Below are 18,589 nucleotides of genomic sequence, written 5' to 3'. Positions count from 1 at the left end.
CCTGCTTCAAGCGTTTATTGAACATTGCGATGCACCGATGGGCAGGGTTAAGAGCGTCCTTCAGACTTACCATCGGCCTTACCCGGCATTTCTGAAGAGCTTTGCCGGGTGGTCCTGCAAAAATAGTTGGCATCTGGCCACCACGCAGCCGTAATGCCTCGGTCGAAGTCGACATGATCGTTGCGCTTGAGCTTGAACCCGCGCCGTGTGGGTAAGACCGGCCTTACGATTGATGTGCCTCAGGGACTGCAGGCCACGCCAGCCGCATGATCGACCCGCGGCAGGCGTGAACCGAAGTACAGCGCTGCGCCAATCCCGACCGCCCCCATCACCGCGCAAAACATCACGCAGATCCATGGGCTCCACGGCATCAGGCCAATCAGCAACAACGGCGTGATACTGGCCCAAATGGCGTAGGCAATGTTGTAGGTGAAGGAAATCCCCGAGACACGAATCCGCGCCGGAAACAGATTGACCATCACCGACGGCACCGCACCGACCACCCCGCACCCCAGACCGGCAATGGCATAGGCCACGCCAATCCAGTGTGAACCGCCAATCAGGCTGGTGTAGAGCACGCCAATCCCCAACGGGAGCAGCAAGCTATAGAGCATCACCGTGCGCCAGGCGCCGATACGGTCGACGATCAGCCCGGCGATCACGCAACCAACGTTCAGAAACACGATGCCCAGACTGCTCAGGGCGAAGGTATGGCCGGCGCTCATACCGAAAGTCTTTTGCATCATGGTCGGGGTGATGACGACGAAGGTCACCACCGCCGAGGTCAGCACGCAGGTGAGAAGCACCGCCGGCAGCATTGCCAGCCGATGCTCACGCAACACTGTGCGCAGCGGCAGCTCGACATGCCGTTCGCGACTCGCCTGCATGGCCATGAACACCGGGGTTTCATTCAGCCAACGGCGCAACCAGACGCCAACCACCCCGAACACGCCACCTAACAGAAATGGGTAACGCCAGGCGTAATCGAGGATCTCCGCCGGGGTGTAGACCTGCGCCAGCAAGGTCGCGGTCAACGCACCGATCAAGTAACCGAAGGTCAACCCGGCTTGCAGGAAGCCCAAGGCATACCCCCGGTGGCCGGCCGGTGCATGCTCGGCCACGAACACCCAGGCGCTTGGCACTTCACCGCCCACCGCCGCGCCTTGTAGCACTCGCAGGAGCAACAACAGCAACGGTGCGAAATAGCCGATCTGGGCGTAGGTCGGCATGATCCCGATCAGTAGGCACGGCAGCGCCATCATCAGGATGCTCAAACTGAAGACCCGCTTGCGCCCCAGTCGATCAGCGAAGTGCGCCATCAGAATCCCGCCCAGCGGCCGCGCCAGGTAACCGGTGGCAAAAATCCCGAAACTTTGCAGCAAACGCAGCCACTCGGGCATTTCCGGTGGAAAGAACAGTTGGCTGAGGGTCAGGGCGAAAAATACGAAGATGATGAAGTCGTAGATTTCCAGTGCCCCGCCGAGCGCCGCCAGGCCCAGGGTCTTGTAGTCAGACCGGGAGAACGGTGCCGGTCGTGCATCAAGGATGGCAGTCATAAAAATGCTCTGAAATGGGCAAAAAAACACGGCGCCCATGGTCTACGCAAAAACGCGTTCGAACAACCCGTTAGACCATAGTCCCACGTGTGCAAAACAGCACCGCAAAAACATCTTGATTGATTTACTGTTTATGTCTGACCGCAGGGCCTGCGCGGCCCGGTTCGCACCACAATAAACATAAAAATCGAGGTACTCCCGTGGCCGCTGCAATCGAAGATAGCCGCTCCGCCCGCTTTGCCCTGCACTGCTCGAACTTTGCCGAACGCTGGTTTCCCGACTCCTGGGTGTTTGCCGCGCTCGCGGTCATTATTGTTGCCGTGGCCACCATGATCATGGGCGCCAAACCCACCGATGCCGCAATGGCTTTCGGTGACGGCTTCTGGAGCCTGATCCCGTTCACCATGCAAATGGCCTTCGTGGTGATCGGCGGCTATGTAGTCGCCAGCTCGCCACCGGCGGTGAAACTGATCGACCGCCTGGCGCGCATCCCGAAAAACGGGCGCTCAGCCGTGGCCTGGGTCGCCCTGATTTCCATGGTCGCGTCGTTGCTCAACTGGGGGCTGTCGCTGGTGTTTGGCGGTTTGCTGGTGCGAGCACTGGCCCGTCGTGCTGACTTGCACATGGATTACCGCGCCGCCGGTGCCGCCGCTTATCTGGGGCTCGGCGCGGTCTGGGCGCTGGGGCTGTCCTCGTCGGCAGCGCAGTTGCAGGCCAACCCGGCCAGTTTGCCGCCGTCGATCCTGTCGATCACCGGGATGATTCCATTCACCCAAACGATTTTCCTCTGGCAGTCCGGTGTGCTCTTGCTGGCGCTGATCGTGGTCTCGTTGATCATCGCCTATGCCACCGCCCCTGGCCCGAATTCCGCCCGTGACGCCAAGGCCTGCGGCATCGACCCAAGCTTCAGCCTACCGGCACCACAGCCACGCACTCGCCCTGGCGAATGGCTGGAATACAGCCCGATACTGACTATTTTGCTGGTGCTACTGGCGGCCGGATGGCTGTTTCATGAGTTTGCGACCAAGCCGGCGATCAGCGCGATTTCGGGCCTGAACACCTACAACTTTCTGTTCCTGATGCTGGGTGCACTGCTGCACTGGCGCCCGCGCAGCTTCCTCGATGCGGTGGCCCGCGCGGTGCCGACCACCACGGGCGTGATGATCCAGTTCCCGCTGTACGGTTCCATCGCCGCGCTGATGACTGTGGTCAAAGGCACCGACGGCCAGACCCTGGCGCACCACATCTCGACCTTCTTCGTCAGCATTGCTTCCCACGACACCTATGCCCTGCTGATGGGCGTGTACTCGGCGATCCTGGGTTTCTTTATCCCGTCCGGCGGCGGTAAATGGGTCATCGAAGCGCCGTACGTGATGCAAGTCGCCAACGACCTTAAATACCACCTGGGCTGGGCCGTACAGATCTACAACGCCGCCGAAGCCCTGCCCAACCTGATCAACCCGTTCTACATGCTGCCGCTGCTCGGCGTGCTTGGCTTGAAGGCGCGGGACCTGATCGGGTTTTCGTTCGTGCAACTGCTGGTGCACACGCCTCTGGTGCTGTTTCTGTTGTGGGCGCTGGGGACGACGCTTGCGTATGTGGCGCCCGTGATGCCGTAGTAAAGGGTCTGAAACCCTCTTGTCACCTCGCCGTCATATCTCGCTGCTAGCGTCCAGCCGAAATATACAGCAACACTTTTCTGCAAAACAGGATTCAGGATGAACGACGAAAAAACCGGCAACGATGCACCTCCTCCAGCAGATGACAGCCCCACCGACACCGGCCGTCGGCGCTTTCTGGGAGGCGTTGCCGTCCTGGGTGTCGGCGCAACGCTGAGCGCGTGCGGCAACACTGGCAACACACTGGGAAAGCCGGATACGCGACCGCTGTTGCCAGCCGAGCTGGACAAGGCGCTGCGCGATCAGGTGAAAAACGTGGTGGTAATCTTCGCCGAGAACCGCAGTTTCAATAACCTGTTCGCCGACTTCCCGGGCCTTGAAAAGCCGTTGTCAGCGCTCAAGCCGGAGGTTTATCAGCAGCGCGACCGGGATGGCAGTCTGCTGGAAACCTTGCCGCCGGCCTGGGGTGGCGTGTTGCAGATCGGTCCGCAAACCCTGGATGGCGTGACCTATCCGAACGAAACCCAATTTCAGCAACACTTGCCCAACGCCCCCTATGCCCTCAAAGGCCCGAATGGCGAAGACTTGCCGTTTGGCCTGGTGACGCGGGATCTGTGGCATGTGTTCTATCAGAACCAGATGCAGATCAACGGCGGCAAGAACGACCGTTTTGTCGCCTGGGCCGACTCGGGCGGCTTGACCATGGGGCATTACGCCCAAAGCCGTTATTCCCTGCGTCTGTGGGACGTGGCCCGGGAGTTCGTGCTCTGCGATAACTTCTTCCAGGGTGCGTTCGGTGGCTCGTTTCTCAACCATCAATACCTGATCAGTGCTGCCGTGCCGTTTTACCCGGATGCCGCCAACTCAGTGGCCAAGGTGCAAATCGCTTCGCTGCAAAGCGATGACCCGCTCGACACGCGCCTCAAGCCGCTGGAGAAATCCCCGACCAGCGCCATGACCGGTCCACCGCAGTTCGGCCCCAGCGCCCTGACCCCGGATGGCTACGCGGTCAATACCATGGCCCCGCCTTATTGGCCGACCTGGATCCGCGACCCGGAACGCCCGGAATATGCCAAAGCCGATCTACCCAGTGTGCTGGTGCCGCAAACCCACGAACACATCGGCGACAAGCTGTCGAAGAAGAACATCGACTGGGCCTGGTACGCCGGCGCCTGGCAGGCGACGCTGGAGCAGTTCAAGGACTCGGGGGGCATTCCGAAGATCCCCAACTTCCAGTATCACCATCAGCCGTTCAACTACTTCAAGCAACTGGGCCCGGAAAACCCGGCCGAACGCAGCAAACACCTGCGCGATGGCGGTCTGGGTGACGAATCGAGCACCAACCGGTTTTTTGCCGATGCCGAAGCCGGGACGTTGCCGGCGGTGAGTTTCTACAAACCCCAGGGCAACCTGAACATGCACGCCGGTTACGCCGATGTGGCGTCCGGTGACCGGCATATCGTCCGCGCCCTGAAAGTTCTGCGCGAAAGCCCACAATGGAAAAACATGGTGGTGGTGGTCACGGTCGACGAAAACGGCGGCTGGTGGGACCACGTCGCGCCGCCGCAAGGCGATCGCTGGGGCCCGGGCACGCGGGTGCCGGCGTTGGTGGTGTCGCCGTTCGCCCGCAAAGGCACGGTGGATCACACGGTGTACGACACCGCGTCGATCCTTCGGTTGATCACCCGGGTGTTCCAGCTTGAGACGCTCGACGGGATCAAGCAGCGCGATACCGCAATGATTGCCCGAGGCCAGAAGCCGATGGGTGATTTGAGCAATGCGCTGCATTTTCCCGGCTGATTGCTTTTCTGTCTTGCGATCTTTTCGCGTGGGTACTAGACCTGTCAACGCAAGTGGTTTCAGTATGTAACCACCCTCGCTTCCGGGGACCCACGCTGAAAAGGATCTGAGCATGTTCAAACTCGCAGGATTGAGCCTCACCCTCGCTGCCCTTACCTTGGGTGCTACCGCCCACGCCGATACCAACCTGAAACTGGGCAGTACCGAACGGGTAACGCAGCTGTTTGCCTACCCCAACAACTGCAACGTGATTTGCTATCGCAACTGGACGCTGGAGCAAACGGTCGAGCACTACCTGACCCAAAGCGTTCAGCGCGATGGCTACACCACGGCAAAAGTTCGGGTAAAAACCGATAACAATCAACTCTACGCAGACATCAGCGGCGTGCCAAAGGACTACGCAAAACCGTTGACTGCATTGCTCGATGCCGGGGATCTGGCCCACGCTGGCGCCAATAAACTGAATGCCGACGGCAAGTGGGCGTACAGCTGGTACCTGTTCCTGCCCTTGGGCATGGCGCTGGAAAACCGCAAAAGCGTCGAACTGCTGCACTTCCCCCCCGACTACTCGCTGACCCAGGCCCAGGATTACCTGGAATCGAAGACCACCGACCGCTGGGCCACGCTGCTGACCGCCAACGGTATCGCCGCAGAACACACACCGGCCTACCAGACCATCATCGACATCGCGCCGATTGCCGCCCCCTCCACCGCTGGCAAGGACCTTGAAGGCGTCTACGGCTACTTCAAGGACTATCAGACCACCCTGGTCAAGCAATTCAGCCAGACCACCAGCGGCGTGACTTTGCCAATGGTCGCGTTCGGTGCACCGGTGCGTAACTGGGTCAAGGAGCAGTATGGGCAGACCGTGGCCGTGTTGGGTCTGGCACAAATCAGCCCGACCCCGGGCGTGAAGGTTCCGGTGTTGGGCTCTAACCACCCCAGCTACATCTGGTATGCGGCCGACCCGGCGAACTATGACGACGATCAGGCCAAGGCCGATGCCGTGGGTTTGAAGGTGATGGGCCAGGACTTGAGTGCGGCTTGCTGGCAAGCGGGTATGGGCAGCAAACCCGGCAGTGACCCGAGCGCCCAACTCAACACCTGCACGCAAACCTGGCAAGTGGCCCAGAAAGAGAAAACCTGCGAGCTGTTCTACACCTCGATCCGCAATCTGACGCCCGAGCAAGCTGCAGCCAAGTGTTCGGCCCCCGACATCAAACCCCAACTGGACCAGTTGAAGGTGCCTGCACCCGCGCTGGCTGCATCACACCTGTAATCCTGCGGGCATGCCAACTGCGTCAGTATTCGCTGACGCAGTTGGCAGCCTCTATCGCCTGTCAGATCTGACAGTAGACCCTCTGTTTCATTTGCGAGACTCTTTAAGCGTACCCATGCGCTGCAGGGCTGGCAGGATCGCCAGCCTCCGGTGGTCGTAGCGCCCAATCAACAAGGATCGTTATGAAGCCCCAAGCCAAGGACAAGGCAGCTACGCTGTCGAGCAGCTGCCTTTACCCGAACAAAGAACTCAGAGCCCGCCAGGGTTACCCCTCCAAAGCTCACTTCACGGTTATCCAGACTGACGATGGGCGCGGCGCGGCAATCGCGGCACAGCGCGATTACCTGCGCATCAGTCGTATCTGTCGGGTATCGGGACTGCTGATCCATACCCGCCGTATGCATACCCTGCAACTGGCGCCGGGTATCCACGTCTACGACCCGTTTTTTTCCGGACTACTGCTGCACTCCTGCGACCCGAACGTCTTTCTCGACATGAGCGAACTGTGGTTATGGGCGCTGAAGGACATCACACCTGGCACTGTGCTGTGCATGGACTACGCCAGCACTGAAGAGAAGCTGACGCGTCAGTTCGCCTGTCAGTGCGGCTCGCCCGATTGCCGTGGCTGGATCACCGGCTACGATGATCCGCCAAACGCCGAAGGCCAGAAGTTCTTGCAACACTGGCATCGACATCGCCTCTGATAAACGGAGGCTCAGCGCCGTTTACAAGGCACCGACCGGGCGCAAACGGTATTGCGGCGGCAGTTGCTCGAAACCGCTGATGGTCGCGTTCAGGCTCTTCCAGCGACCGTCCTTGATGCCGTAGATGCAACCATGGATCGACAGGCTCTGCCCGCGGTGCCAGGCATTTTGCACAATGCTGGTATGGCCGACGTTGGCCACTTGCTGGATCACATTGAGTTCGCAGAGGCGGTCGACCCGCTCTTCTTCAGTCGGCAATTGGCCGAGCTCTTCGCGGTGTTCGTAATAAAGATCGCGAATCGAGCGCAGCCAGCCGTCGATCAGGCCCAACTGGCGGTCCTGCATCGAAGCGCGCACGCCGCCGCAACCGTAGTGGCCGGTGACCAGGATGTGTTTGACCTTGAGCACGTCCACCGCGTACTGAATCACCGACAGGCAATTGAGGTCGGTGTGCAACACCACGTTGGCAACGTTACGGTGCACAAACAGGTCGCCAGGCAACATGCCGACGATTTCATTGGCCGGTACGCGTGCATCGGAGCAACCGATCCACAGGTATTCCGGCGTCTGTTGGCGGGCCAGCTTGGCGAAGAAGTCAGGATCTTCTTTGGTGATCGCGTCGGCCCAGCGCTCGTTGTTATCAATCAGATCTTGTAATTCGTTCATGCTCTGAAGCCTCAAGAATGATGCACTGCTTTGACAGACAACCGCCCGTCGGGGTCACGCGGGTGTTGCAGGTAGTCGAACAATAATGTCTTGGAATCTTTAAGGGTAACGCCTGTCCACCTTATAAGGCCCCACATTATGAGGAATTTCCATGACTGATTCACGACGTCCTTATGGCGCGGTCCAACCCGAGCCTATCGACGACAACGAAGATCGCATGGGTTCGATGCGCGAACTGGACTTCGATGAAGAAGAACCCGGCGAGACCATCGGTGGCCTGACCCGCGAACACGAGCGTGAGCAACAAATGCCCAGCGAACGCGTACGTGAAAAAGGCACGGGCGGTGCCTCGGCTGACGACGAGCCCATTGACGACGACATGAGCCCGGAAAACCTGATCCGCGAAGATGGCGCCCATGACGCTCATGATGCGGGAGAAGACTTCAGCGCCGATTGGGACTTGAGCATTGTCGATGAGGACGAAATCGGCGGCGGCAACGGGCTGGATGAGGCGGAACTGGCAGAGCGCGATCCGGTTGATGGCAATCGTTGATCCTGTGGCGAGGGAGCTTGCTCCCGTCGGCCGGTCCGCGCTCGGGCGAAGCAGTCGTAAAATCGGCTAACGCGCTCTTTCTGATAAATCGCGATTGCTGATTTCAGGGCCGATTCTCGACCCAACGGGAGCAAGCTCCCTCGCCACAATGGTTATGTATCAATCCACCAACGTGCAGGCCATGACGACTGCATCCTCACGCCCACCGACCGCCGGGTAGTAATCACGGCGGCGACCGACTTCATTGAAACCATAACGCTCATACAGACGGAATGCCGCCTGATTGCTGTCACGCACTTCCAGGAAACATTCCCGGGCTTTGGCTTCATACGCACGGGACATCAAGTGCTCAAGCAGCCTCAAACCCAGCCCGCGCCCCTGATTTTCCGGTTTGACCGTGATGTTCAGCAGATGCGCCTCATCGAGGATGATCTGCACCACGCCGTGGCCAACTTGTTGCTGACCTTCGAACATCAGCCAGATCTGGTATTTGCCCAGACCATCAAGAAAAATCCCACGGGTCCAGGGATGACTGAACGCCGCGTATTCGATTCTCAGTACAGCGTCCAAATCCGCTTCGGTCATCGGGCGGAACGATACAGCGTCACTCATTCGATTCTTTCCAACGCGCCATCAGCCGACGCATGGCTTGCCAGACATCAGCCTTACGCTGTGGCTCTTCCATTAATAATTCCAGGCCAGGCAGCGCCCAGACCGAACCCAGGCCTTCGACCTGAAGTTCGCGGTTATAGGATTCAGCATTCGCTTCACCGGCAAAACGCACCGCCGGCAGGCCGATCAACCACAGGCACACACAAGGCGCATCTTCGAGGCGAGCCGAAAGGAAGCCTTGAACGAAATCGCGAGCAGCCTCCGGGCCCTGATCCATGGTTCCACGTGCCAGCAGCGGCCAGCGAACCGGTTCGCCAACAATTTGCGGGCTGTCCGGCAGACCGGCGGCGCGCAACATGTCCTTGAGCAGCAAGTAGGCCGGATCGCGACTCTGGAACGCGCCGCCTGTGGGTAACTCCACCAGCAGCAGGCAACGGCCGGCTCGCAACAATTGCAGGGCAAAACGCGGCGGCGGTATTGCCGGTGCCTTGGTCACGACCGGTGCGTCTTCGGCGTCCTCGACCGGCTTGCCCGCCGGGCGCGCAACCGAAGGCGTCGGGCGCGGTACGTCGACCTTGACCCGCTCGGTCGGCCTGACTACAGGCTCTACGGCCGCTTTCGCGACCTGAGCCGGCATGATCGGCGCCTCGACCAACGGCTCTGGCGCTGCCAGCAGCTCGGGGCGCGACGGCGCGGCAAAAGGCAGTTCGGTGCGCGGCAGCCAGTTGACCACCTGCATGGCGGTTAAATAGGCGCGGCGACGGGACTCGATAAGCAAAGGTCGGCCACTTGTGGATAACTGATAGTGCAGGGATTCTACCGCCCTTCGCTCAAGATCGCCCGCAGTTGATCGATAGAAAAGCGACTGTCCGTCCCGTCGATCCCTCGAGAGTGATTCCCATCGCATGTGATGCAGTACAATCGCTGCTTTTAATCGCCAACCAGCCGGCCATTCCGATGATCGAACCCAAGCGCGTCTTGCGCGCCCTCGCCGAACACTGGGCACTTCTGGAGCCTTTGTGCGAGCACTTCGACCAAGGCACCCTGAGCCTCAACGAACTGCGCTCACAGCTGACCGCCCAGCAACTGGACAGCACGCCACAGGACATCACCAGCCTGCTGGACGTGTGGATCCGCCTCGACATTCTGGTTCCGGTGGCCAAAAGCCCGAACCGTTTTGAACTGAACGCGCAGATTCACGACTTCCTCGCCTACCTGCGCCGTGAGCACCGCCTCGGCCTGTGTCTGGAAATCGAAGCCTATCTGCGCCATCTGGAGCGGCTGGCCGGCTACATTCAGGACGCTTTCGACATCCGTGACGGCAATGATCTGGCACGCCAGCTGCGTTTGCTCGACATGCGCGTGCGCGATGTCCTGAAGAAACTCGCCAACGACGAACAGGCCCTGGTGGCCGTCGCCGAACGGGCCAAGACCAGTGACCGACAGATTCCGTTGCGTCAGCGTTATGCCGAAGTACTGGCAACCTGGGACGAATACGTCGAGCCGATGATTCAGTTGGTCAACGCCGATGGCGCCTTCGAGCAAGGCGTGCGCAAGGTTGAAAACGTGCTGCTGCGCATGCTCAGCGAACAACAGCGTCTCGGCCACCTGGTCGACGACGACATGCTGTTGCGTACCCATGCGCGCATCCTCGAAATGCAGACCAGCGCCCAGCTGACCTTGCGTCATGCTCGCGAGCTGTTGCTGCCGCTGCGTGAAGAAGCCCGTCGGCACAATGCCGTGACCCGAGGCGCGGCGCTGGCCCTGTCGATGATCCGCCGCAAGGGCATCGACGCGGTGCCACAAGCGGCGATGCCGATGTTCACCCGCCCGCAAAGCACCTTCCTCGGCAGTGCCAGTCAGGTCGAAGCCTACGTTTATGCACTGGCGCGCTTCGAGCCGAAACCGGCGCGCTTCCCCAAGGCCCACAAAACCCAAAAAGGCGAAGCCCCTCGGGCACCGCGTACCGTTCGGGAAATGCTCGACCGCTGCGAAGACGCGCTGCCGATGCCGGACTTGATGACCTGGCTGCTGGAACAGGAACCGGACGGCGCGACCGACGAGTTGCTGTACTGGTTCTCCCGCCTGTCACGGGAAAAACGTTTCAAACGCGAGCGTCTGGAACGCCGCGATTACCACACTCACGAGCACCAGGTCAGCCTGCGCTCCTTCGCCCTGCTCTCGGCCCGCGATGACGCACCCGAGAATTCTGCGAGCACATCTAATGCATCTTGATCTATCCGAACTGTCTCAGCTGGCGCCGATCTTTCGCGAGCTGTTCAAGGGCTACCACGTCAGCCGCCGCGATCCGGAACTGTACGCGCAGCTGTCGAACTTTCAGGACCAGTACCGCACGCTGTTCAAGGCCCTGGGGTTTGAACTGGTCTGCGACACCCGTGGTTTCTACTACTTTGTGCCGGACCTTGCCGCCGCGGCGGTGAACAAGACCGCCCAGCGCTTGGCACTGTTCACCTTCATCCTCGTCGAGCATCTGGCTGACCAGGGCCGCGATCCAATTGCCGTCCTCGATGGTGGCAGCCTCGGTCGCGATGAATTGCCGTCGTTGCTGGAAAAGTACCGCGACCTGTTCATTCAGGCCGAAGTGCAAACCCAGGAAGAGCTGGAAGAAAAGATCATGCGTCGCATGACCCAGCTCGGTTTCGCCGGCGAAGAGAACGGCATCTACCGCTTCCTGCCGCCGATGCACCGCTTCCTCGACGTTTGCCTGTCGGTCCAGCAAGACCGTGACCTGGCCGCCAGCCTGCACAGCGTGCTGCCATTGCCGGCGCCGGTGCTGATCGATGACGACAGTGACGAAAAACTGCTGCAAACCGATGATCCGCTGGACTTGAGTGACTTCGAAGAGGACGCCCTGGCCCGTGCCATTGCCGAAGAACAGGAGCTCGACGCATGAGCAAGGACCGCTACGGCATTCGCCGCTTTGCCCTTTTGAACACCGCCGGTTACAGCCTCGGTCTGTTCCCGCTGGAAGAACCGCTGTCGGTCTACGGCGCGAACAACCTCGGTAAATCCGCCTCGATCAACGCCTTGCAGTTCCCGATCCTGGCGCGCATGTCGGACATGAGCTTCGGCAAGTACAGCCTGGAACAGTCGCGGCGTTTCTATTTCGCCACTGACACCAGTTACATACTGGTCGAAGTCGCCCTGCCCCACGGACCCCACGTGATTGGCGTGGTCGGACGTGGTCCGGGCGGTGGTTTCGGTCACCAGTTCTTCGCCTACGCCGGCAAACTGGACCTGGCCCATTACCAGAAAAACGATACCTGCCTGCGCCAGAAAGAGCTGTTCACCAACCTTGAGCGCGAAGGCCTGAAAGCCTACGAACTCAAGCCGGATGAACTGCGCCGCCTGTTGGTGGGTGGTCACACGTCGGTCCCGCTGGACCTGACGCTGATCCCGCTGCGCTCCACCAGCGAGCAGAGCCTGAAAACCTTCCGCGCACTGTTCATCAACCTGCTGCACATGCGCGAAATCACTGCAGCCAAGCTCAAGCAACTGTTCCTTGATGCGTTCGAACACAGTCTGCGTTCCGGCAGCGTCGATTACATTGCCGCCTGCGAAGAAGCCTTCCGCGACGTGCGCCGCATGGAGCAGGACTACAACTCGCTGGTCACCGCCGGTCCGTTGGTCGAAGCCCTTGCTGCCGGCGTTAACCAGCGCAACATACTGCGCGGCAAGTTGCACCGCATCTCGCCACTGCTCGACTCGTTGCTCGGCACCTGGTCGGACTACGCCAGCGCACGCAAGGAAGAGCTGACGATTCAGGCCGAACACTACCGCAACGAGCAGGACGCACTGCAAAACGATCAGCGCGGCGGTACTCAGGAACTGATGCGCCTGGAGCGCGAAATCACCGGCATCCAGCGCTGGCTGGGCGAGTTGTCGGTGCTCAAGCATCGCTTCGCCCTGGTCGATGACGTCAAGGTGCTAGAGCAACAACTGCTCGCCGCCAAGGACGCGCACGATGAGCTGGCCGGTGCGCTGGCACAGTCCCGTCAATTCAGTGCCGAAGACCTCGAAGAGCGTCTGCGGGATCTGGAAAAACGCCTGAAGTCGGTCAAGCAGCAACTCGATCACGCCGACAACAACAGCTACGCCCGCTTGCGCGAAGAGTTCTCGCAACAGGACGTCGAACGCCTGATGCGTCTGTTCAACAGTGCGCTGTTCAGCTTGCCGCTGGGCGAACATGGCATTGCCCTGGACGAAGACGGCCAGTGGGTCAAATCCATGGAACTGATCCTCGACGGCTTCAAAGGCGAGCGCTTCGAAGTGCCGGGCCTGTCCATCGACCTGTCGCACATCGAACCACCGGCTCTGCAAGCCTTGGCCGACCGCGCCGCGCTGCGTGACCAGAAAGACCGTCTGGACAAAGAACTCAAGCAACTGAAAACCCAAGCGGCCGTCGCGGCGGACCGCGCGGCCAGCAAGACCCAGACCGAAGCGCTGTACCAGCAAGTGCTGGATGCGCAAAAAGCCCTGGAAGACTTCCGCCGCTCGCAAACCCTGAGCGCCGAGGAAGGCGACAAGCTGGAACAACTGGCGCAGATGGAAGCGGCGCAGGACGAGTTGAAGCGTTCCAGCGATGCCTTCACCGAACGCGTCCAGCAACTGTCGGCCAAGCTGCAACTGGTCGGCCGGCAGATCGGCGACATGGAAGCCAAGCAACGCACCCTCGACGATGCCCTGCGCCGCCGTCAGCTGTTGCCGGCAGACCTGCCGTTCGGGACGCCGTTCATGGACCCGATCGACGATTCCATGGACAACCTGCTGCCGCTGCTCAATGACTATCAGGACAGCTGGCAAGGCCTGCTGCGTGTCGACGGGCAGATCGAAGCGCTTTACGCGCAGGTTCGCCTCAAGGGTGTGGCCAAGTTCGACAGCGAAGACGATGTCGAGCGTCGCCTGCAATTGCTGATCAACGCTTACGCGCACCGCACCGACGAAGCCCTGACCCTCGGCAAGGCGCGCCGTGCAGCGGTGACCGACATCGCCCGGACCCTGCGCAATATTCGCAGTGACTACGACAGCCTCGAACACCAGCTGGCGCTGTTCAACCGTGAGATCAACAAGCGTCAGGTCTCCAACCTGCAAAGCTTCCGCATCGTGCTGGCGCCGAACAAGGAAGCCCTCAAGCACATCGACCAGATCATCCACAGCGCAGGTCAATATGAGGAAGGTGAAACACTGTCGGTATTCGACCTGAGCCAAAGCGCCGATCAGGACAACAAGAACGAAGAAGCCAAGGAATACCTGGCGCGGTTGGTGGCAGCGAACCACAACCAGTTGGGCCTGAAGGACCTGTTCGAGCTGGCGTTCGAAATCACCAAGGTCAACGGGCAACCGGTGATTCACACCGACATCGATGGCGCGGCGTCCAACGGCACTACCATGACCATCAAGGCGCTGACCAACATGTACTTGTTGCTGCACTTGATGGATCGCGACCAGGCCGGGCGCGTGCGCTTGCCGTACTACCTCGATGAGGCCGCCGACATCGACGAGAAGAACCAGGCTGCCCTGCTGGAAACCAGCCTTCAGTTGGGTTTCGTGCCAATCCTCGCCAGTGTGAAGCCGCAAGTCTGCGCCAGTGTCGCCATAGACCTGGAAGGTGGCAGCGGGCCGCATGGTATCTACATCGACGAGGCGGACTGGAAGTACATTCGCCGGCATGACGAGGTGAAGGCGACGGTCAACGTCGAATCGACCGAACCGGAACTGGACGAGGTCTGATCCTTTCACCGACGTCGCAACGAAAAAGGCCGCGATCCAATGGATCGCGGCCTTTTTATATGCATTCATTAGCTTTTTTAGCGATCTTGAGGCCCCCTTCGCGAGCAAGCTCGCTCCCACATCAGATCGGTGTTGGGCACCATCCAGTGTGGGAGCTTGCTCGCGATGACGACAGTACAGACGCCAAAAGTCTATTTTCCGAGGGGAATCTTCGGCGCCCAGGTCAGCCACTCGTCCTCGAACTTGTCAAACAATGGGAACGTCTGCTCGGGTCGCGCAGGATTACCCATCCGATCACCATCCGGTGTAGCGAACGCAATACCGCCCTGAATCAGCGTCTCCAATGACTCGGTCCGCACCGTTGCGCCTTTGAACAGACCAAAGTCCAGACCAAAGCCGCTGGTGTTCCAGAAGCGCGTTCCACTGCGTACCAACGGCGCGTACTTCGGCTCGATCAGAATGTGGACCAACACGCGATCCGCAGTTTGACCCAGTTCGTAGCCAGTGACCTTGCCGACGGTGATTTCACGATAAGTCACCGGCACGCCGGTTTTCAGCGAACCCCGGCGAGCGGCGCTCAACACCAGACTCAGACCGGCCTCTTGAGTCGTTGCTTCAGGGGGCTGCGGCAACGCGACAAAGCTTTTTTGCGACCCGAGGTTTTTCGCGGCGGGCTGAACCTCGATGTATTGCCCGGTGACCAGGGTTTCCAGGTTGGACGTTTTGATCAGGCCCAGTTCCGGCTTGACCACCCAGAACTGGCTGCCGACTCGAGCAATGCGCTCCGGCACTTCAGTGATGCGTGCGGTGAGCAGCACCGATTGCAGGTCATCACTGAGGTCGACGTTTTCTACCTTACCGACATCCAGACCTTTGAAGCGAATCGGTGTGCCGGTGCGCAAACCGTCGGCACGATCGACCTTGATCGTGACCACGGCGCCCTTCTGGCTCGCCTCGTCACGGTTGGCGAACAAGCGGAAACGAGGAATCCGCTTCTGCAATGGCGCCGTAGCTTTCGGTGTTTCGAACGCAATACCGCCGGCCATCAGGCTTTGCAGGGATTCGCTTTTGACCTGAATCCCGCCGGTGAGACCACCAGTCAGGGTAATTCCGCTGGCATTCCAGAATCGAGTCGAAGCGTTGACCAGTCCTTCGTACTCTTTCTCGATGTGTACACCGATGACCAGCTGCTTTTTGGTGCGTGAGAACTGATAGCTCTGCACCGAACCGACCTTGACTTGCTTGTAGAGAATCGGGCTACCGACTTCCAGGGAACCGAGGTTTTCAGTGAACAGCACCAGGTGCAGACCTGGAGAACGCAGATCCAGAGGCGGCGGCTTCGGCCGGGCCTCGAATTCGCGTTGCGGCGCACCGCCCTTGTCGCCTGGACGCACGGCAATGTAGTTACCTTTGACCAACGCCTCCAACCCGGTGATCCCTGCCAGCGAGATTGACGGTTTGACCACCCAGAATTGGGTTCCGGTCACCAGGTAATCTTCGGCGAGCGGGTCCAGGGTCAGCTCGGCCGTCGCGCTGGACAAGTCGGGGTCGATCTTGAGCGCTTTCAGGTTACCGACCTGAATGCCCTTGTACATCACGGGTGTGCGTCCGGCCTGCAGGCCTTCGAAGTCACTGAGTTTCACTTTGACACGAATACCGGCCTGAGCGGCGTCGAAGTCTTCATAGAGACGAAACGGCAGGCTTGGATCGGTGGGCGGACTGTCTTTGCGGTTGTCCGGTGTGGCGAAGGCAATACCGCCCGCAACGATACTGGCCAGCGACTCGCTACGCACTTTCACCCCTGACAGGTTGGCGTCGATGCTGATCCCGCTGGCATTCCAGAAGCGCGTATGTTTGCGCACCAGATTGGCGTAGGTGGGCTCGATAAAGACCTTAATCTCGACGGTGCTCTGGTCCTCGGACAGCAGGTAGCTTTTAACCTGGCCGACCTGGATCTGCTTATAGAACACTGGACTGCCACGGTTCAGGGAGCCCAGACGATCAGCCTTGATGGTCAAGTGCAAGCCTGGCTTGGAGTCAGACAGCGGTGGCTCTTTGGTCAAGGCGGTGAACTTGCGGCTTGACTCACCCTCACCCGGGCTGATCGCCACGTAGTTACCTGAAACCAACGTTTCCAAGCCAGTAATCCCGGCCAGGCTGACGCTCGGTTTAACCAGCCAGAAGCGCGTACTCGTCCTGAGGTATCGCTCCACGTCCTTGTTCATCTCGATGGTGGCGATAACCCCACGGGGTTTTCCCTCGTCATCCAGCGTCAGGCTTTTTACCTTGCCGACCGGCATACCTTTGTAGACAACTTCGGTCTTGTTGGCCTGAATGCCTTCGCCACTTTCAAAGCGAACCTGAACTTCGATGCCGGTCTCATTGTAAGCGCGCCAGCCCAACCATCCGCCAATCATCAAGGCGATCAAGGGCAGAACCCAAATGGCCGACCAGTTCGAAGCCGGTCGAGTTTTAGCTTTAGGCAAATCAGTCATGGTCGTCGTCCGACTCCGTGTTATCCCAAATCAGTCGGGGATCGAAAGTTACTGCAGCAAGCATTGTCAAAATCACCACACTGGCGAAGGCCACCGCACCGAGATTCGCTTCTATGCTGGCAAGTCGACCAAAGTTAACCACCGCCACTAGAATGGCGATCACGAAAATATCCAGCATTGACCATCGACCAATGAACTCGATAAACCGATACATCACGATACGTTGCCGTGCGGATAAAGGCTGACGCCGCTGCACCGAAAACAACAGCAATGCGATGCCCACCAATTTGAAAGTCGGTACCAGAATACTGGCGACAAACACCACGGCAGCAATCGGAAACATCCCGTGCTGAACCAGGGTGATCACGCCGGACATGATGGTATCGCCCTCACCCTGCCCTAATGTGCTGACAGTCATGATCGGCAACACATTGGCGGGTATGTAGAGAATCGCCGCGGTAATCAGCAACGCCCAGGTACGCATCAAGCTGTTGGGGCGACGCGCATGAACCAGTGCTCCACAGCGGGTGCATGTCTGCTCGTCGGTGTCCGGTTCCTGCTTGTTAAGCTCATGGCATTCGATACAAATCAAAATGCCTGCATCAATTGCCCGCATGAGCATCCTCTCCTGATAACGCTTGCCAGATCTGATGAGGCGACATCACCACCTCAAGCCAGACCTGCACCAATAACAAACTGATAAAGCATGCCAGACCCAAGCCAACCGTTATCGACGCAAGGTCTGCCAGTTTGACGATGGCCACCAGCACGCCCATCAAATAGACCTCAAGCATTCCCCAGTCGCGTAGATGGTGATAAATGCGATAAAGCAGCAAGCCATAGCTGCGCCCTATATCAAAACGAACGCTCAGCAATACCAACAACTGACACAGCAACTTGAGCAGCGGGATTCCCATGCTGCACAGAAACACCACCACTGCCACGCCTTGCATCCCGGTATCAAACAAGCCAACGACGCCACTCCAGACAGTGTCGCGCGACGACTGCCCGAGTAAATGGAGTTGCATGATGGGTAAAAAGTTCGCCGGAACGTACAGCAGCAGCGCGGCGATCACTAAGGCGAGGCTATGCTCCACGACATTGTGCCGGTGGGCATAGAGTTCATAACCACAGCGCGGACATAGGGCTTTCTCGCCATGAGCGAGTTGCGGCTTGCGCATCAGCAAGTCGCATTCGTGACACGCCACCAAGTCGTCCAGCGGTAAATCTGACAGCCCAGAGGCGTCAACCGGATCTGGCATAAAGGGCTCGGGTTCTGAAAATGACCGGCCTATTCTAGTGATCTGGCCGAGAAATAACTGTGCAAATTTGTCCGGATTACGGAATCAACTTTCTTGCAGGCAAAACAAAACCCCTACCTGCATACGCAGATAGGGGTTTCGGAATTTAATCTTGACGATGACCTACTCTCACATGGGGAAACCCCACACTACCATCGGCGATGCATCGTTTCACTGCTGAGTTCGGGATGGGATCAGGTGGTTCCAATGCTCTATGGTCGTCAAGAAATTCGGGTACTGAGTCGTGACCTAA

General features: G+C 59.3%; 15 protein-coding genes and 1 rRNA gene. 8 read left to right on the top strand and 8 right to left on the bottom strand.

What is annotated here, in order from left to right:
* Positions 1 to 239: 239 nt before the first annotated feature.
* Positions 240 to 1,556: an MFS transporter gene (locus tag HK44_RS04795; protein WP_024264747.1), complete on the bottom strand. Its 1,317-nt coding sequence runs from the start codon at positions 1,554 to 1,556 to the stop codon at positions 240 to 242.
* Positions 1,557 to 1,756: 200 nt separating this feature from the next.
* Between HK44_RS04795 and HK44_RS04790 the strand changes: the two genes are divergently transcribed.
* The 4 genes from HK44_RS04790 to HK44_RS04775 all read left to right on the top strand — a co-directional run bounded on the left by HK44_RS04790 (position 1,757) and on the right by HK44_RS04775 (position 6,958).
* Complete coding sequence (locus HK44_RS04790; protein ID WP_019693695.1) at positions 1,757 to 3,175, top strand: short-chain fatty acid transporter; 1,419 nt, start codon at positions 1,757 to 1,759, stop codon at positions 3,173 to 3,175.
* Positions 3,176 to 3,274: 99 nt separating this feature from the next.
* Positions 3,275 to 4,975: an acid phosphatase gene (locus HK44_RS04785; protein ID WP_019693696.1), complete on the top strand. Its 1,701-nt coding sequence runs from the start codon at positions 3,275 to 3,277 to the stop codon at positions 4,973 to 4,975.
* Between the two features lie 112 nt (positions 4,976 to 5,087).
* Positions 5,088 to 6,254, top strand: coding sequence for a hypothetical protein (locus tag HK44_RS04780; protein WP_019693697.1), 1,167 nt, complete (start codon positions 5,088 to 5,090; stop codon positions 6,252 to 6,254).
* 182 nt (positions 6,255 to 6,436) lie between these two features.
* Positions 6,437 to 6,958 (top strand): SET domain-containing protein, encoded by a 522-nt coding sequence (locus HK44_RS04775; RefSeq protein WP_019693698.1) that lies wholly within the window; start codon positions 6,437 to 6,439, stop codon positions 6,956 to 6,958.
* A 21-nt stretch (positions 6,959 to 6,979) separates the two neighbouring features.
* On the opposite strand, the gene can is transcribed toward HK44_RS04775, so the two are convergent.
* Positions 6,980 to 7,624 (bottom strand): carbonate dehydratase, encoded by a 645-nt coding sequence (can, locus tag HK44_RS04770; protein ID WP_019693699.1) that lies wholly within the window; start codon positions 7,622 to 7,624, stop codon positions 6,980 to 6,982.
* Positions 7,625 to 7,775: 151 nt separating this feature from the next.
* Here can and HK44_RS04765 point away from each other — a divergent pair, with 151 nt between their 5' ends.
* A complete protein-coding gene (locus tag HK44_RS04765; protein WP_019693700.1) occupies positions 7,776 to 8,177 on the top strand; it encodes a hypothetical protein in 402 nt (133 codons plus the stop codon).
* Positions 8,178 to 8,336: 159 nt separating this feature from the next.
* Here the strand turns inward: HK44_RS04765 and rimI are convergent, their stop codons facing one another.
* Complete coding sequence (gene rimI, locus HK44_RS04760; protein WP_019693701.1) at positions 8,337 to 8,789, bottom strand: ribosomal protein S18-alanine N-acetyltransferase; 453 nt, start codon at positions 8,787 to 8,789, stop codon at positions 8,337 to 8,339.
* Entirely contained in the window at positions 8,782 to 9,528 is a 747-nt protein-coding gene (locus tag HK44_RS04755) for a hypothetical protein (RefSeq protein WP_024264746.1), read from the bottom strand. Before HK44_RS04755 ends, rimI begins: the two co-directional genes overlap by 8 nt.
* A gap of 218 nt (positions 9,529 to 9,746) precedes the next feature.
* On the opposite strand from HK44_RS04755, the gene mksB reads away from it, so the two are divergent.
* The 3 genes from mksB to mksF are packed head-to-tail and all read left to right on the top strand — an operon-like array spanning position 9,747 to position 14,540.
* Complete coding sequence (mksB, locus tag HK44_RS04750) at positions 9,747 to 11,024, top strand: Mks condensin complex protein MksB (RefSeq protein WP_024264745.1); 1,278 nt, start codon at positions 9,747 to 9,749, stop codon at positions 11,022 to 11,024.
* Positions 11,014 to 11,703: an Mks condensin complex protein MksE gene (gene mksE / locus HK44_RS04745; protein ID WP_019693704.1), complete on the top strand. Its 690-nt coding sequence runs from the start codon at positions 11,014 to 11,016 to the stop codon at positions 11,701 to 11,703. Before mksB ends, mksE begins: the two co-directional genes overlap by 11 nt.
* Positions 11,700 to 14,540, top strand: coding sequence for an Mks condensin complex protein MksF (mksF, locus tag HK44_RS04740; protein ID WP_019693705.1), 2,841 nt, complete (start codon positions 11,700 to 11,702; stop codon positions 14,538 to 14,540). Before mksE ends, mksF begins: the two co-directional genes overlap by 4 nt.
* 191 nt (positions 14,541 to 14,731) lie before the next feature.
* Here mksF and HK44_RS04735 read toward each other — a convergent pair whose 3' ends face one another.
* The 4 genes from HK44_RS04735 to rrf all read right to left on the bottom strand — a co-directional run bounded on the left by HK44_RS04735 (position 14,732) and on the right by rrf (position 18,562).
* On the bottom strand, positions 14,732 to 17,035 hold the full coding sequence (locus tag HK44_RS04735; protein ID WP_019693706.1) for a PqiB family protein: 2,304 nt from the start codon (positions 17,033 to 17,035) through the stop codon (positions 14,732 to 14,734).
* Complete coding sequence (locus HK44_RS04730) at positions 17,028 to 17,651, bottom strand: paraquat-inducible protein A (RefSeq protein WP_019693707.1); 624 nt, start codon at positions 17,649 to 17,651, stop codon at positions 17,028 to 17,030. Before HK44_RS04730 ends, HK44_RS04735 begins: the two co-directional genes overlap by 8 nt.
* On the bottom strand, positions 17,638 to 18,297 hold the full coding sequence (locus HK44_RS04725; protein WP_019693708.1) for a paraquat-inducible protein A: 660 nt from the start codon (positions 18,295 to 18,297) through the stop codon (positions 17,638 to 17,640). The genes HK44_RS04730 and HK44_RS04725 overlap by 14 nt, the downstream gene beginning before the upstream one ends.
* 149 nt (positions 18,298 to 18,446) lie before the next feature.
* Positions 18,447 to 18,562 (bottom strand): 5S ribosomal RNA (gene rrf, locus HK44_RS04720).
* Positions 18,563 to 18,589: the final 27 nt, after the last annotated feature.

It is taken from the genome of Pseudomonas fluorescens HK44, from assembly GCF_000217955.3.
Lineage (GTDB): Bacteria > Pseudomonadota > Gammaproteobacteria > Pseudomonadales > Pseudomonadaceae > Aquipseudomonas > Aquipseudomonas fluorescens_AQ.
Note: the sequence above shows the minus strand (reverse complement) of the source record. Positions and strands in the feature narration are given on the sequence as shown.

What these genes read in the sequence shown, in the direction of transcription:
- HK44_RS04795 (WP_024264747.1), bottom strand. Translation starts at nt 1,556, where the DNA reads ATGACTGCCATCCTTGATGCACGACCGGCACCGTTCTCCCGGTCTGAC.
- HK44_RS04785 (WP_019693696.1), top strand. Translation starts at nt 3,275, where the DNA reads ATGAACGACGAAAAAACCGGCAACGATGCACCTCCTCCAGCAGATGAC.
- HK44_RS04780 (WP_019693697.1), top strand. Translation starts at nt 5,088, where the DNA reads ATGTTCAAACTCGCAGGATTGAGCCTCACCCTCGCTGCCCTTACCTTG.
- HK44_RS04775 (WP_019693698.1), top strand. Translation starts at nt 6,437, where the DNA reads ATGAAGCCCCAAGCCAAGGACAAGGCAGCTACGCTGTCGAGCAGCTGC.
- can (WP_019693699.1), bottom strand. Translation starts at nt 7,624, where the DNA reads ATGAACGAATTACAAGATCTGATTGATAACAACGAGCGCTGGGCCGAC.
- HK44_RS04765 (WP_019693700.1), top strand. Translation starts at nt 7,776, where the DNA reads ATGACTGATTCACGACGTCCTTATGGCGCGGTCCAACCCGAGCCTATC.
- rimI (WP_019693701.1), bottom strand. Translation starts at nt 8,789, where the DNA reads ATGAGTGACGCTGTATCGTTCCGCCCGATGACCGAAGCGGATTTGGAC.
- HK44_RS04755 (WP_024264746.1), bottom strand. Translation starts at nt 9,528, where the DNA reads ATGCAGGTGGTCAACTGGCTGCCGCGCACCGAACTGCCTTTTGCCGCG.
- mksB (WP_024264745.1), top strand. Translation starts at nt 9,747, where the DNA reads ATGATCGAACCCAAGCGCGTCTTGCGCGCCCTCGCCGAACACTGGGCA.
- mksE (WP_019693704.1), top strand. Translation starts at nt 11,014, where the DNA reads ATGCATCTTGATCTATCCGAACTGTCTCAGCTGGCGCCGATCTTTCGC.
- mksF (WP_019693705.1), top strand. Translation starts at nt 11,700, where the DNA reads ATGAGCAAGGACCGCTACGGCATTCGCCGCTTTGCCCTTTTGAACACC.
- HK44_RS04735 (WP_019693706.1), bottom strand. Translation starts at nt 17,035, where the DNA reads ATGACTGATTTGCCTAAAGCTAAAACTCGACCGGCTTCGAACTGGTCG.
- HK44_RS04730 (WP_019693707.1), bottom strand. Translation starts at nt 17,651, where the DNA reads ATGCGGGCAATTGATGCAGGCATTTTGATTTGTATCGAATGCCATGAG.
- HK44_RS04725 (WP_019693708.1), bottom strand. Translation starts at nt 18,297, where the DNA reads ATGCCAGATCCGGTTGACGCCTCTGGGCTGTCAGATTTACCGCTGGAC.